The 14,919-nt window shown below is 59.1% G+C and carries 13 protein-coding genes; 7 read left to right on the top strand and 6 right to left on the bottom strand.

Annotated elements, in window-relative coordinates; translation table 11 throughout:
* Nucleotides 1-96: 96 nt before the first annotated feature.
* Together ACYVDM_RS20170 and ACYVDM_RS20165 are read right to left on the bottom strand one after the other, a co-directional pair.
* On the bottom strand, nt 97-645 hold the full coding sequence (locus ACYVDM_RS20170) for a YdeI/OmpD-associated family protein (protein ID WP_415788173.1): 549 nt from the start codon (nt 643-645) through the stop codon (nt 97-99).
* A gap of 161 nt (nt 646-806) precedes the next feature.
* A complete protein-coding gene (locus tag ACYVDM_RS20165) occupies nt 807-1,802 on the bottom strand; it encodes an AraC family transcriptional regulator (protein ID WP_415788171.1) in 996 nt (331 codons plus the stop codon).
* Between the two features lie 33 nt (nt 1,803-1,835).
* On the opposite strand from ACYVDM_RS20165, the gene ACYVDM_RS20160 reads away from it, so the two are divergent.
* From ACYVDM_RS20160 to ACYVDM_RS20150, 3 genes are all read left to right on the top strand, one after another.
* Nucleotides 1,836-2,141 (top strand): carboxymuconolactone decarboxylase family protein, encoded by a 306-nt coding sequence (locus tag ACYVDM_RS20160; protein WP_415788169.1) that lies wholly within the window; start codon nt 1,836-1,838, stop codon nt 2,139-2,141.
* A 110-nt stretch (nt 2,142-2,251) separates the two neighbouring features.
* On the top strand, nt 2,252-3,355 hold the full coding sequence (locus ACYVDM_RS20155) for a catalase family peroxidase (protein ID WP_415788167.1): 1,104 nt from the start codon (nt 2,252-2,254) through the stop codon (nt 3,353-3,355).
* Nucleotides 3,352-3,906, top strand: coding sequence for a cytochrome b (locus ACYVDM_RS20150; protein WP_415788165.1), 555 nt, complete (start codon nt 3,352-3,354; stop codon nt 3,904-3,906). The genes ACYVDM_RS20155 and ACYVDM_RS20150 overlap by 4 nt, the downstream gene beginning before the upstream one ends.
* Before the next feature lie 74 nt (nt 3,907-3,980).
* Here the strand turns inward: ACYVDM_RS20150 and ACYVDM_RS20145 are convergent, their stop codons facing one another.
* The 4 genes from ACYVDM_RS20145 to ACYVDM_RS20130 form a co-directional block, all read right to left on the bottom strand.
* Nucleotides 3,981-5,651, bottom strand: coding sequence for an ABC-F family ATP-binding cassette domain-containing protein (locus ACYVDM_RS20145; protein ID WP_415788163.1), 1,671 nt, complete (start codon nt 5,649-5,651; stop codon nt 3,981-3,983).
* Nucleotides 5,652-5,886: 235 nt separating this feature from the next.
* Nucleotides 5,887-6,237, bottom strand: a complete 351-nt coding sequence (locus ACYVDM_RS20140) for a GFA family protein (protein ID WP_415788161.1) — start codon at nt 6,235-6,237, stop codon at nt 5,887-5,889.
* A 91-nt stretch (nt 6,238-6,328) separates the two neighbouring features.
* Complete coding sequence (locus ACYVDM_RS20135; RefSeq protein ID WP_415788159.1) at nt 6,329-9,373, bottom strand: FAD-binding and (Fe-S)-binding domain-containing protein; 3,045 nt, start codon at nt 9,371-9,373, stop codon at nt 6,329-6,331.
* Between the two features lie 30 nt (nt 9,374-9,403).
* The gene (locus ACYVDM_RS20130; protein WP_415788157.1) at nt 9,404-10,198 is read right to left on the bottom strand and encodes a GntR family transcriptional regulator; all 795 of its coding nucleotides are present in this window, start codon (nt 10,196-10,198) and stop codon (nt 9,404-9,406) included.
* A 206-nt stretch (nt 10,199-10,404) separates the two neighbouring features.
* On the opposite strand from ACYVDM_RS20130, the gene ACYVDM_RS20125 reads away from it, so the two are divergent.
* From ACYVDM_RS20125 to ACYVDM_RS20110, 4 genes are all read left to right on the top strand, one after another.
* The gene (locus ACYVDM_RS20125; RefSeq protein WP_415788155.1) at nt 10,405-11,601 is read left to right on the top strand and encodes a pyridoxal-phosphate-dependent aminotransferase family protein; all 1,197 of its coding nucleotides are present in this window, start codon (nt 10,405-10,407) and stop codon (nt 11,599-11,601) included.
* 180 nt (nt 11,602-11,781) lie between these two features.
* Complete coding sequence (locus ACYVDM_RS20120; RefSeq protein WP_415788153.1) at nt 11,782-12,798, top strand: Bug family tripartite tricarboxylate transporter substrate binding protein; 1,017 nt, start codon at nt 11,782-11,784, stop codon at nt 12,796-12,798.
* A gap of 18 nt (nt 12,799-12,816) precedes the next feature.
* Complete coding sequence (locus tag ACYVDM_RS20115) at nt 12,817-13,332, top strand: tripartite tricarboxylate transporter TctB family protein (protein WP_415788151.1); 516 nt, start codon at nt 12,817-12,819, stop codon at nt 13,330-13,332.
* 19 nt (nt 13,333-13,351) lie between these two features.
* On the top strand, nt 13,352-14,857 hold the full coding sequence (locus tag ACYVDM_RS20110) for a tripartite tricarboxylate transporter permease (protein WP_415788149.1): 1,506 nt from the start codon (nt 13,352-13,354) through the stop codon (nt 14,855-14,857).
* Nucleotides 14,858-14,919: the final 62 nt, after the last annotated feature.

The following is a 14,919-nucleotide window of genomic DNA, read 5'->3' as shown; positions in this document are numbered from 1 at the left end:
TTCACGAAAGGTGGGGGGGTTTTACCCTTACAAAGGCCTAGCTCTGTGCCAACGCCGGTGCGGCGTTGGATTCTAGCCAAAGAAGCCGTCGCAGGGCTATGCCTTCGTCTTAGGCGCGCTCAGACTCTTGCTATAGAAACCAGACTGATCAAAGCAGCAGACACGCAGCTTTCCCGAAGCCAGCATGTCGCAAGCGTTCTCGACCCGGCGCTGCCGTGTTTTGGCCTGCTTTGCCGACTCAATCCAGTGGATCCAATCCACCCGTGCGATGGTCGTCGTGTCGTCCCAAGCCGCCTTAGCGTCCGCAGATGCGGCAAGGGCTTCCCGCAGGTCGTTGGGGACTTGCGGCTCGGGTTCCGGCTTGGCCGAAGATAATTGAACGGTCACCGTGTCTCCAGGTGACACGGCCGCGGTCTTTTGAAGCGAGTCATCGACCTTGAGCCAATGGCTGAGCTGACCGTCGGGTTCCAATGTGGCTTGAAACGGACACCCGTTAATCGTCCCCTCTACGGAGGTTCGACCCCGCCTCGGTAAGGTATCGCTAGCGGTTTTGGGCAAAACCAGAAACGCCCATGCGTCGTCCTCACCGGGTTTCGCCGGACGAAGTAGTGTTGCCTTGAATGTGGACGCCCCTGTTTTTGCCATATCGGGATACCTGTGGCGGCGAACAGCAGGTCGATCGCCGCATCGTGCGCTAGCCGAGTGAACAGCAATCAGCTTACATCACTCACACGATACCTCCCAAGAGGCTCGACACCAACAGAGAACATCCGCAGTCAACCCTCCCCGCTAGCTGCGCCAGCCTCCTATCTCAGCCTGGACGCGCGGCGAAACCCGGACGGATCTGTTCCATATAACAGGCTGAACGAGTGGGAAAAATTGCTGCGGCTAGAAAATCCCGCGCGCTTGGCCACATCGGCGACGGGCAGCGAGGTCGTGGTCAACAACTCCGCTGCGCGACGCAGACGAACAATTTTCACCAAACTCATGGGAGAGCGGCCGAAATTCTCGGTGAAGGACGCAGCAAACGAAGAGCGGCTCATGCCGGCAATCGTAGCCAGGCGTTCGACGGTAAATGGAGCCTCAGGTTGTCGGAAAATAGCTTTTAGCGCAAGGGCAAGTCCGGAATCGCTGACATCGAACAGCCAGGGCAACACACGGTCGCCTTGTTGTATGCAACGGCGTAGCGCCAGAATTAAGCACTGTTTCAATAATGTCTCGATCAGCGCGCGCGACCCCACGGCGGACCGGGAAGCCTCTGCCAACATCATGACGAATTGGCTGCGCAGCCCTTCAGCATCATCAAAGCGCGCCACCAGGGGTGCCCTCAAGAAACTGAACGGGTCCGGACCGGATTGGGGACCGATACTCACCTCCCCGCAAGCGGTAGACATTCCAGGTTCACCCTGACCGACCGTGACCGTGGGGACCGATTGACCTGTTTGCGGCGCGTGAAGCCTTTGCCGGTATTCCAGCCGTATTGGCGATGATGGGGAGCTCTCCAGACAATAGGCAATGCCGGCCGGCAAGAGCACAAAGGTATGGGGATTCAGCGCGATCGCATCTCGCGGGAGGGTCAAGGTTCCCGTGCCCGCCAGACAATAGTGCAAGGTCGCGGTCTGACAGGCGTCGAACTTGACGCTCCAGCCTCGCCGAATGTCGCAAGCAGTGAAATGCGTTGCGCCCACTTCGAGAGTAGCCAGCAATTCGTCAAGAACGTCAGAAGCGGCTAAGCCAGGCTTACCATTTTGGACGATTTCGCACGAATTCTGGATCAGATCGCACGGTGATGAGACTAGCATGATTCGTTCACCCCCTTTCTACGGAGATATCCCATGTACGACATGAAAAACATGAGTTTACTGAAGAAGCTGGACGAAACCGCACCCGAGGCAATGGCCGGTTTCTGGGCATTTGATAAGGCGGTATTTGCCGAGGGTGCGCTCTCGGTTCGTACGAAGCAACTGATTGCCGTCGCGGTCTCGCTCACCACCCAGTGCCCTTATTGCCTGGAATTGCATACCAAGGCAGCTCGCACCGCTGGCGCAACCGATGAGCAATTGGCGCAAGCCGCCCTCGTGGCAGCGGCGATCAGGGCTGGCGGAGCGATCACACATGCGACTCACTTATTCAAAGGATAAGCAGCTCTCTGGATCTATGTTGTAAGAGAAAAATTATTCCCTGATGGAATAATTTTTCTGGCCTGGCGTCTTACAGGGATATTCAGCGCCCTATCGGGGTAAGGAGCCTTATGCAGCACGAACCTGAACGCGATGCCCGGCCGCTCAATGCCCGGCAAACTTACCTGCGCCTGGGCGTGATCGGCACTATTTTGCTTGCCTCGGGTGCTGCTTTTGCGTACGTGGGCGGCTGGCTGGACCCGCAACGGCTGACGCCGGACCGAGTGGTGGATGCACTGGAAGCCAAGAGCGGCGTCCATCCGGGCTTTCGTCGCAATCACGCCAAGGGGGTCTGTGTCGTTGGCCATTTTGAAAGCAATGGTTCGGCACATGCGTTGTCAACGGCGGCGGTGCTCGCATCGGGCAAAACGCCGGTCGTGGGGCGGTTAGCCTTGCCGGGCGGTAATCCGGTTGTGCCGGATGCGAGTGTGCCCGTCCGCAGTTTTGCATTGCTGTTCAAGTCCCCCAATGGTGAACAGTGGCGCGCCGCCATGAACAACATACCGGTGTTCGCGGTGGCGACGCCGCAGGCGTTCTACGACCAGCAGGTTGCCACCAGCCCTGATCCTACGACTGGCAAGCCCGACCCGCAACGCGTACAAGCGTTTTTCGCGGCGCACCCCGAAACGGCGGCATTCCGTGCATGGGCCAAGACCGCCAAACCGTCGGCCAGCTACGCCACCGAAAGCTACTACAGCCTGAATGCCTTTTACTTTGTCGATGCGCAAGGCAAGCAACAGCCCGTACGCTGGCGTCTGGCACCGTTGAATGCCGCAGCGGCGTCAGCGGCCCAACCGCAGCATGATGGCAATTTTTTGCAAGCCGACCTGCTGCAACGGTTGGAGCAAGGGCCATTGACCTGGCGTCTGCTGGTGACGCTGGGAACAGCCGACGACCCCACTAATGACGCGACCAAGGAGTGGCCGGAAGATCGGCCCACCGTCGACGCAGGTACCTTGGTGATAACCAGCGGCGTCCCGCAAGACGAAGGCCCTTGCCGCGATGTGAATTACGACCCGACTGTGCTGCCGCAAGGTATTGCTATTTCAGATGACCCGCTGTTGCCGGCGCGCTCAGCCGCTTATGCGGCGTCTTATGAACGTCGCACTAGAGAGGGACCACACCAGGGGGCAATGATCTCACCTCATCCGACCCTACCGGAGCGCACACAATGAGCTTGTCAGCCTATTCCCTTCATCGCCCTCCGGCCAAGTTCAGTCGGCTGTCACGTTTTCTGCATTGGTTAATGGCGATCGGCATCATTGCGATGCTGTTTATCGGCGTGGGCATGGTGGCCACGGTTTCCGAGCGTCATCAATGGCTGATGCAGATCCACAAGCCGCTGGGCGTAGCACTGCTGGTGCTGGTATGCATACGCCTGGGTACGCGGCTGTACAAAGGGGTTCCAGCGTTGCCCGGCACGATGCCGGCTTGGCAGCGCAAGGCGTCGCACGCGTCGCACATTTTGTTATACGTGCTGATGTTCGCCATGCCGGTGATCGGCTGGGCGATGGTGTCGGCCGGCGGTTATCCAGTAATAGTGGGTGGCTGGCTATTGCCACCCATTGCGCCCACTGATGCAGCCCTGTTTGCCTGGTTGCGCGGCGCCCACCGTTATCTTGCCTTTCTGCTGTTTGCCACGGTGCTGCTGCATCTTGCGGCCGCGCTGTTCCATGGCTGGATAAAGCGTGACGGTGTACTGGAATCGATGACCCGCGGCCGCTGAAAAAATCGCTGACGTTGGGTACAGGACTCGGCAAAGTCCCGACGTGCCCAACAGTCAGCGATACGCCCTCTGGATCAAGCAGCCCGCCGAGAAGCAGCCTCGCGCTGGCGTTTGGCTTCTTCTAATAAATAAACCTGGTAATCATCCAGGTCGCCCTCGAAGTCTTTTATCCCACCGCGCGATACCAGCCAGAACTCGTCGCAAACGGAGCGCAACAATGCGCGATCATGGCTGACCAGCATCACTGAACCCTCGAACTCGTTCAAGGCAACGCTCAGGGCCTCGCGGGTAGCCAGATCCAGATGATTGGTCGGTTCGTCGAGCAGCAGTAAATTGGGACGTTGCCAGACGATCATGCACAAAACCAGACGCGCCTTTTCTCCGCCGCTCATACTGCCAACAGCCTGCTTGACCATGTCGCCACTGAAATTAAAGGTGCCCAGGAAATTGCGCAGCCCCTGTTCGCGACAGTCCATAGCGCTGGGGCGCATGCCAGCCGGAGTGTCTCGCACCAGACGAATCATGTGTTCCAGCGGATTGTCGGCGGGCCGCAAGACATCCAACTCCTGCTGAGAAAAGTAGCCGATATTCAGGCCTTTCCCCGTGATGATCTCGCCCGCGATCGGGTGCAATGCGCCGGCAATGGTTTTTACCAATGTCGACTTACCTTGGCCGTTGGCACCAAGAATACCGATACGTTGTCCCGCCAAGACAGAACGATTGATGTTCTGCACGATGACGGTGGGCGTTGCACCGGTCGGCGCGTCTTCCGGTGGCGGGTAACCGCAGCTGGCGGCGGACATCGACAGCATGGGGTTGGGCAAGTTCAAAGGCTCTTTGAATTCGAACTGGAACTCTGCGTCGGCCAGAATGGGCGCAATTTTTTCCATGCGCTCCAGAGCCTTGACCCGGCTTTGTGCCTGCTTGGCCTTGCTGGCTTTTGCCTTGAATCGGTCAATGAATTTTTGCAGATGCGCAGCCTTTTCCTGCTGCTTGGCGTGTGCTGCCTGTTGCAGCAACATTTGCTCAGCCCGCATGTCTTCAAACTTGCTGTAATTGCCGCCATAGCGCACCAGTTTGCCCTGGTCGATATGTAGCGTGACAGCGGTGACGGCATCCAGGAACTCACGGTCATGGCTGATGACGACCATCGTGCCGGCATAATTCTTGAGCCAGGCTTCCAACCATACCAGCGCGTCCAAATCCAAGTGGTTGGTCGGCTCGTCCAGCAACAGCAATTCTGACGGGCACATCAGGGCTCGCGCCAATTGCAGGCGCATGCGCCATCCGCCCGAGAAACTGTTTACCGGCCTGTCGAGCTCGGCCACGCTGAAACCAAGCCCTAATATGAGCGCCTGCGCACGGGCGGGCGCATCGTGTGCGCCTGCGTCGTGTAATGCCATGTAGGCGTGCGCCATACGCATGCCATCCTCGCTGGCCTCGGAGGCGGCGACCTCGGTTTGCGCGGCCAGCAAGACGGTGTCGCCCTCCACCACAAAATCCGTCGCGCTTTGCTCGGTTTCCGGCATATCCTGCGCCACTTGCGACATACGCCACTGCGCAGGAATGGAAAATTCGCCGGCGTCCTCGTGCAGGGTGCCATTGAGCACGGCGAATAACGATGACTTGCCCGCACCATTGCGGCCGACCAAGCCTACCTTTTCCCCGGGATTAAGCGTAACGGAGGTTTTGTCGAGCAATACTTTGCTGCCGCGACGCACGGTCACGTTCTTGAGAATAATCATCGAGGGGAAATCTTCATTTTCGGGCGAATAAGTAAAAAAGCCCCTTGGGGGCAGCAAGCCGAAGGCGCAGCGTGGATGGTTTTTTGCCTTAGGGTGGCCCAGCAGCAAAAAACCCCAACCGAGACCGGTCGGGGTCGGAACAAGGATGGCGGAGCGTCTAGTCGCCTAGCTGGGCTTTTGTGTGGACGGAATTGTAGCTGATCAGTGTGTCTCGCCATCCCGCCAACAAAATTCCCTAAGCAGCGGCGCCGTCAAATTTCTGTAACGTCAACGCATCCAGGTCAATGGATGGCACACAACGCAGGTTTACAGCACGAACCGCGGACCCGTCTGGATTCGCCCCCTCGGCGAAAGCCTCTATGCCGCACGTCTGGCAAAAACGATGGTCAATCTTGTGCGTGTTGAATCGATACGAGCGCAGCGAGTCCTCACCTTGCACCAACGTAAATTGCTCTGCCGGAACGAAGGACAACAGAAACCCCTTGCGCCGGCAATGCGAACAATTGCAACTGACGGCCTGCGTCGGGATGGGGCCCTGGACTTCAAATCTGACAGCGCCGCAATGACAGCTTCCTTCGAAGGACATAGCTTTTCCTTGTCGTCATTTTGCTTGCGAATACTGTAGCAAAGTTCAATGACGAGATTGAGCAAAGCTTGCCCTACGACCCCGTCGCGAATCAGCGGGTGCTCTCCGCGTTACTTGGCAGAGCCCGTTGAAGCACACAGGCCACATGCTCCGCTCGCAGCCCCCCTTGCGCTTGCGTACCATCGGCAATCTGATGACGGCAACTGGTGCCGTCCGCGACCAGCACGGTGTCGGCGCCGGCCTCGCGTACCGCCGGCAGCAGGGACAGCTCGGCCATTTTCATGGAGGTTTCGTAGTGCGACGCCTCGTAGCCGAAACTGCCCGCCATGCCGCAGCAACTCGACTCGATCAGTTGCACCTTCAGGTCCGGGATCAGCCCCAGGATCTGCTGGACGGGCTTAACGGCGTCGAAGGCTTTTTGGTGGCAGTGGCCATGCAATAGGGCGCGCTTCTCTGGCAACGGGTTCAGCTTGAGATCGAGCCGACCCGCCTTCAATTCGTTGGCCAGAAATTCCTCGAAAAGGTAAGCGTGCCGCGACAATGCCTGGGCGTCTTCGCCCAAGCCCATCACCAAGAATTCATCGCGTAGCGAAAGCAAACACGAAGGCTCCAGACCCACGATGGGAATCCCCCGCGCGACGAACGGCCGCAGGGCATCCACGACGCGGCGGGCTTCGACTTTCGCCTGATCGACCATGCCGGCCGACAGATAGGTGCGACCGCAGCACAAGGGACGCTTGGGCTCGGCATCATTCGCGGCCGGAACTGCAACGTGGACACGATAGCCCGCCGCCTGCAATACCTGAAGCGCCGCCCGGGCGTTCTCGGATTCGAAATAATTGTTAAAGGTATCGGCAAACAGCACGACGTCAGCCGTGTCCGCATCGGTCGACACAGCTTGATCGGTAAAGACGTCGCTGCGCCATTTCGGCAAGGTCCGCTTTGACGAGAACCCCAACAGGCGCTCCGACAACCAGGCGGCGCCTGGCAAGGTATCTCGCAGGTTAAATAGAAAGGGCAAACGGGCGCCCCAGGGGGCCCAGCGCGGCAACGTGGCAATGATCCGGTCCTTTAGCGCCAGGCCACGCTTCTGCCGCCACTGATCCAGGAACTCGATTTTCATGCGTGCCATATCCACGCCGGTAGGGCAGTCGCGCTTGCAGCCTTTGCAACTGACGCACAGGTCCATGGTGGCACGCATCTCGTCAGACGTGAAAGCATCGTCGCCCAGTTGACCCGACAGGGCCAGGCGCAAGGTGTTGGCGCGACCGCGCGTCAGATGCTGCTCGTCGTGTGTAACGCGGTAGCTGGGACACATCGTGCCAGCATCGAACTTGCGGCAGTGGCCGTTGTTGTTGCACATTTCCACCGCCTTGGCCAACCCCTGGGCCGGGTCGTCACCGGTACCCGGTGCACTGACCGTTTCCGTGGCGGGGTCACTATTCACGTTCCAGGCGGACCAGTCCAGCGCCGGCTTGAGCGCAATCGTGCGATAGTCTGGCTTGAAGCGGTACAAGGATCGATCGTCCATCTTGCTGCTGCGTACGATCTTGCCCGGATTCATCAGCCTGTCCGGATCAAAAGCATCCTTGATTTCTTCGAACGCGCGCGTGAGCCTCGGGCCGAATTGCCAGCCTACCCATTCGCTACGCACCAGTCCGTCGCCGTGCTCGCCGGAAAAAGCGCCCTTGTAGCGCCGCACCAATGCGCCGGCTTCTTCGGCGATGGCGCGCATCTTCGCCGCGCCGTCCCGACGCATGTCCAGAATGGGCCTGACGTGTAACGTGCCCACCGAGGCATGGGCATACCACGTGCCCTTCGTGCCGTGTCGGGTAAACACATCGGTCAACTGGCTCGTGTATTCGGCCAGATGCTCTAGCGGCACGGCGCAGTCTTCGATGAAGGAAACCGGCTTGCCGTCTCCGCGCATGCTCATCATGATGTTCAAGCCGGACTTGCGAACATCCCAAAGCGCTTTCTGTGCCGCGGCATCCGGCATTTCCACAACTGAGCCGGGCAGTCCCAGATCCCCCATCAGCTCGACCAACCTCGCCAGGTGGGACAGTTGCTCATCCTGGGACTCGCCGGCAAATTCGACCAGCAGAACAGCCGCGGGTTCGCCGATCAGCGCGCTATCGATAACAGGACGAAAAGCGGGATTGCTGCGAGCCAGATCGATCATCGTCCGGTCGACCAACTCAACCGCACAGGGCCCCAAGCCCACGATGTGGCGGGTCATATCCATGGCCTGATAGAAGGTCGGGAAATTGACCACACCCAGCGCTTTGGCGGCGGGCAACGGCGACAGCTTGAGCGTGATACTGCGGGTATAGGCCAGCGTGCCCTCGCTGCCCACAAGCATATGCGCCAGATTGATCTTGCCGTCGGCGGTATACGGACGCGGGCTTTGCGGATGAAAGATATCCAGGTTATAGCCACCCACGCGACGCAGCACGGACGGCACCATACGCTCGATTTCGTCGCGCTCGCGCGCGGCGATCTCAGTCAACCGATCCATGATGGTACGTATGCGGGGCGACGCATTGCCCATGCGGGCTGCCTCCCCAAAAGTCGCGGCGGTGCCATCCAACAGCAAGGCATCGATACTTAGCACATTGTGAACCATATTGCCGTAGGCGATCGACCGCGAGCCACAGGAATTATTACCCGCCATACCGCCAATCGTGCATTGCGCGGCCGTGCTGACGTCCACCGGAAACCAGACTCCGTGCGGCTTGAGCCATGCATTCAGGTGATCCAGCACGATGCCGGGTTCCACCGTCACCGTCATGGCGGCCAGGTCGAAATCGAGGACGCGATTCAGGTATTTGCTGTTGTCGATGACGAGGGCGGCACCCACGGTCTGGCCGCATTGCGAGGTGCCAGCGCCGCGCGCCAGCACGGGTACGGACATCTCGCGACACAGGTTCAGCGCTGCCGCGACATCATCGCCCCTCTTGGGAATCAACACGCCGACGGGTTCGATCTGATAGATGGATGCGTCGGTCGAATAACGCCCTCGCGCGCCCCGGCTGAACAGAACCTCGCCCTGCGTTTCATTGCGCAGGCGGGCGGCCAGTTCAAGATGCAACGGATTCAGTTCGGCATGTGCTTGAGGGGATAAGGGCGCGTTCATGGGATTCCTGCAACAGATCGGTGAGCAATATCAGGGTTCGCTTGCGGCGTCAGCGACATCTGGAGTGTCAGGGACGCCGGTGGTTTGGGAGGCCTCGGCACCATCGGTCGCGAGCTTCAGATTTTCCAGAACTGCCTCGCCCTTGCGCCGAAGGTGCTCGCGCATAATCTGCGCGAGCCGGGGACCATCGCGCGACGCCAGGGCGTCAGCCATGTCCAGGTGCTCTTGCATAGCCCGATCCCATTTGTCGTGATTGAGATTGGATCGGAACCGCAAGTTCTGTAGTCGCAGGTTGATGTTTTTGTACACCTGCGACAGCAAGTCATTGTGGCCCGCGCCATTGATGCGATCGTGAATGGCGCGGTTGACATGGTAGTACGACGAAAGATTTTGCCGGGCATGACACGCCTGCATCTCGTAGGTCAGCGCCTTGATCTCGGCGATCTCCTGATCCGTGATGCGCTGGCAGGCCAGCTCGCCAGACAACGCTTCCAGAGCGCCCATGACTTCGAAGCTTTCCCGAATGTCTTTTTCGGACAGGGCCACAACATGCGCGCCCCGGTTGGGCTGAATACGAACCAACCCATCGGCCGCCAACAGCCGGAAGGCTTCGCGCAAGGGTGTGCGCGACACCTGCAGTCGGTCACACAGTGCGCGCTCGTTCAGCCGCGTATCCGCCGCCAACTCACCCTCGATGATCATTTCCCTCAGGCGATCGGCGATGGTTGCGGGCAACGTGCGCCTGTCGACCGCCTCTGACGAGGGGACCGGCTCCGTCTGCGGCGAGGAAGAATGGCGGGGATGGTTCACAGCATCAATTTTCATTTGTATACAAAAATAGGAATGTCGCACATCATCAACGATAACCATGCCCCATGCCGTACCGATTAAAGGATTCCGCCTATTTTACCTATCCTATACCTATAAAAATGCTGTGGCGCGGCAAAACTTTTGCTTGCGAAAGAGCGCCTTTGCTGCGTATTCTTCATTAATATTTGTATTTTGTATACCAAATAATCAGGAGCACCCTCATGATGCCGCTGCACTCGCACCCATCCGGCCGTCACTTCCTGCAGATCCCGGGTCCCACCAATGTCCCTGATCGTGTACTGCGCGCTATCGACAATGTCACCATCGATCACCGTGGCCCCGAATTTGGAGAGCTCGGAAGGGCCGTACTGGCGGGCATGAAGAAAATCTTCAAGACCGAGGGCGACGTGATCATCTACCCCGCCTCGGGCACCGGCGCCTGGGAGGCCGCGCTGGTGAACACGCTGTCACCCGGCGACAAGATCCTGATGGCAGAGACCGGGCATTTCGCCACGCTCTGGAAAAAGCTCGCCGAACGACTGAAGCTGCAGGTAGAGTTCCAGGAGGGTGATTGGCGCCATGGTGCGGATCCCGAACAGATCGGCAAGCGCCTGGCCGCAGATAGCGGCCACGAGATCAAGGCGGTGTGCGTGGTGCACAACGAAACTGCCACCGGTGCCGTCAGCGATGTCGCGGCGGTGCGCCAGGCGATCGATGCCACCGGCCACCCCGCCCTGCTGATGGTGGACACGATCTCATCCCTGGGCTCGGTGGACTACCGGCACGACGAATGGGGCGTCGATGTCACGGTGGCCGGCTCTCAGAAAGGATTGATGCTGCCGCCCGGACTGTCGTTCAACGCCGTCAGCGCCAAGGCCCTGAAAGCCTCCGAAACGGCCGCACTGCCGCGCTCGTACTGGGACTGGAAGGAGATGCTGGCCATCAATCCGAGCGGATATTTTCCATACACCCCCGCAACCAACCTGCTCTACGGTTTGCGCGAGGCGCAGGAGATGCTGCAGGCGGAAGGATTGGACAATGTCTTCGCACGCCACAAACGGCATGGCGAAGCCACCCGTCGCGCGGTCCGCGCGTGGGGGCTGGAGATCCTGTGCGTCAAGCCCGAAGCGTACAGCCCCGCCTTGACGGCCGTGGTGATGCCCGAGGGGCATAGCGCGGACGCCTTCCGCAAGGTCGTGCTGACGCATTTCAACATGTCGCTGGGACAAGGCCTGGGCAAACTGTCGGACAAGGTTTTCCGTATCGGCCATCTGGGCGATTTCAATGACCTGACGCTGTGCGGCACCCTTTCCGGCGTGGAAATGGGTTTAGGCAACGCCGGTGTGCCGCACAACAAGGGCGGGGTGCAGGCCGCGCTGGATTACCTGGCGCAGACCAGTCGGGCTCAGCCCGCCTGACAGCCTGACACAAACAAGACCCGAAATACGATGGGCGACAAGTAGATCAAGCAGCATCACAGTGCATAAAGTCCGCAAGCTTGGGAAATAAGAACAGGACTCGCCGGACAGGCAGGAAGGCTCAAAAACAAAGCGTACCGATACCGGACGCTCCCGTAGCACGACCCGGAGGAGACACTCATGAAGCACCTGACTCACAGACTGTCGAAGAAATCCTATTTAATCGCGTCGCTAACGGCGCTGGCCGGCTTGACCGCGTTGCCCGCGCAGGCATGGGAACCCACCCGTCCGGTCGAGATCATCGTACCCGCTGGCGCAGGTGGCGCGTCCGATCAAATGGCACGCACGATCCAGGGCATCATCCTCAAGCACAAGCTGATGAAGCAGTCCATGCTGGTGCTGAACAAGGGTGGCGCCAGCGGAGCCGAAGGCATCATGGATACCAAGAGCTCGCCAAAGGATCCGCACAAACTGATGGTGGCCTTTTCTGCCATCTACACCCTGCCTCTCGCCGTCAAGCTGCCCTTTAACTGGCGAGATCTGAACCCGGTCGCCATGATCGCCCAGGACGAGTTCCTACTGTGGACCAATGCCGAAGAGCCCTACAAGACGGCCGCAGACTATTTGAAAGCGGTCAAGGCAGCGCCCGCTGGTCAGTTCAAAATGGGCGGCACCGGTGCAAAACGCGAGGATCAGATCATCACCGTGGCGCTCGAAAAAGCCGCTGGAGTGAAGTTCACCTATGTGCCCTACAAGAGTGGCGGCGAAGCTGCCACCCAGCTGGTGGGCAAGCACACCAACTCCAACGTGAACAATCCCAGCGAGAATATCGCGCAGTGGCGTGCCGGCCAAGTCAATGCCTTGTGCGTGTTCTCGGATGAGCGCATGGCATACACAAACAAGGTCACCAAAGAACAGTCATGGGCCGACATTCCGACCTGCAAAGACGCCGGCTACGACGTGCAATATCAGATGCTGCGGGCCTTCTTCCTGCCCCCCGACACCACGGCTGAACAGGCCGCGTATTACGCCGACCTGATCAAGAAAGTCAGCGAAACGCAGGAATGGAAAGACTACTTAGCCAAACAGGCGCTCAAAGGCGACTACCGGACCGGCGAGGCGTTCGTGAAATTCCTGGAAAAGGACGAAGCGAATCACAAAGCCTTGATGGAAGAAGCCGGTCTGGCCGCGAAGTAATCAGCCCGAGGAGTCAGGATGGATCATCAGCAAACGCAGGGCAACCCGTCGAAAGGCGGGTTGACGCACAGTGCCGTTGACGCGATTACCGCCGTCGTCTTTTTCTTCGTAGGCGTGGTCATGATGGTGGACAACCATCGCATCGGCGTCGCATGGGCGTCGGACGGGCCCGAGTCGGGATATTTCCCTTTTCATATTGGGCTCATCATCTGCATCGCTAGTGTGGCCGTGTTCCTGAAGGCAAGGTTCAGCAAGAACCCCAATCGGGAAGTTTTCGTCAGTTGGGAGCGGTTCCGATTGGTACTGCTGGTATTACTTCCCACTGCCGTGTATGTGCTGCTGATTCAATTCCTCGGGATTTACGTGGCATCGACGCTGTTCATCGCCGCCTTTATGCGATTGCTGGGCAAAATCTCCTGGCTCAAAACGGTGGTGATCAGCGTCAGCGTAAACGTACTGTTGTTCTGGATGTTCGAAGTTCAGTTCATGGTGCCTCTACCGAAAGGGCCGCTCGAAGCCCTGTTCGGTTACTGAAACCAGGAGGAGACTGCAAGTGGAAGAACTGAACTCTTTATTCCATGGATTTGCCACGGTCCTGAGCTGGTACAACCTGGGCATGATGTTCATCGGCCTGGTGCTGGGCGTCATCATCGGTGTGCTCCCCGGATTGGGAGGCCCCAACGGGGTCGCGATATTGCTGCCGCTGACCTTCACGATGCCGCCCACCTCGGCCATCATCATGCTGTCGTGCATTTACTGGGGGTCATTGTTCGCTGGCGCGATCACGTCGATTCTCTTCAATATCCCGGGCGAGACCTCATCAGTGGCCACCACCTTCGATGGCTACCCCCTGGCTCAGCAGGGCCGCGCGGGTAATGCCCTGACGGCATCCTTCACGGGTTCGTTCGTCGGTGCGTTATCGGGCGTGCTGCTGATTACCTTCCTGGCACCTCTGGTGTCCAAGTTCGCCCTGCGCTTTGGTCCTCCTGAATTCTTCGCGGTATTTTTGCTGACATTTTGCAGTTTTGTCGGCACGGACAAGAAGACGCCATTCAAGACCATCATTTCCATGATGTTGGGTTTCGGATTGGCGGCCATCGGCATGGACACGGTCAGCGGCGGCCTTCGCATGACGTTCGGCTGGTCGGAACTGCTGCGCGGCGTCGATTTCCTGGTCGTCGTTATCGGGCTGTTCGGCATCGGTGAAATCCTGGTCAGCATGGAAGAAGGCTTGAAGTTCGAAGGAAAAAGCGGCCGCATCAATCTCAAAGTCGTGCTGCAAACCTGGAAGGAACTACCCAAATACTGGATGACGCTCATACGCAGCACGGTAGTAGGCTGCTGGATGGGCGTGACACCGGGCGGGGCCACCGCGGCGTCGTTCATGGGCTACGGCCTGGCGCAGCGTTTTTCACGCAACGGCCACAAATTTGGCACCGGCGAAATCGAAGGCGTGATTGCGCCTGAGACGGCCGCCCATGCTTCGGGCACGTCCGCCCTGCTTCCCATGCTGGCGCTGGGCATACCCGGCTCGGCCACCGCGGCCGTGCTGCTGGGCGGCTTGATGATATGGGGCCTGCAGCCGGGCCCTCTGCTGTTTGTCGAACAAAAAGAGTTCGTCTGGGGCCTGATCGCCAGCATGTATCTGGGTAATTTCGTGGGACTCATCATCGTACTGAGCACCGTCCCACTGTTCGCCGCGATACTGCGCATCCCCTTCGCCATCGTGGCCCCCATCATCATCGTGGTCTGCGCGATCGGCGCGTATTCGGTTCACAACGCCATGCTCGACGTGTGGTTCATGCTGCTGTTCGGGGTGATTGGCTATGTTCTGAAGAAACTGTCGTATCCCCTGGCCCCCATGATCTTGGCACTGGTCCTGGGTGATCGCATGGAAGACGCCTTCCGTCAGTCCATGCTCGGCCCGGGCACCGGCCTGCACGTGTTCTGGTCCAACGGCCTGGTTGGCACCATCACGACGCTGGCACTCATCATGCTGTTCTGGCCGCTGGTGCCGATACTATGGCGACTGGTACGCAGGTCTGCCGGCGGCGGCTAAAGTACGATCTTTGCTCCGCCTATACGAGCAGCACGATTCCCTGGATATCCATATTGGGGATG

The sequence above is a fragment of the Bordetella tumulicola genome (genome assembly GCF_054779135.1).
This window is presented reverse-complemented; position numbering and strand designations above follow the sequence as displayed.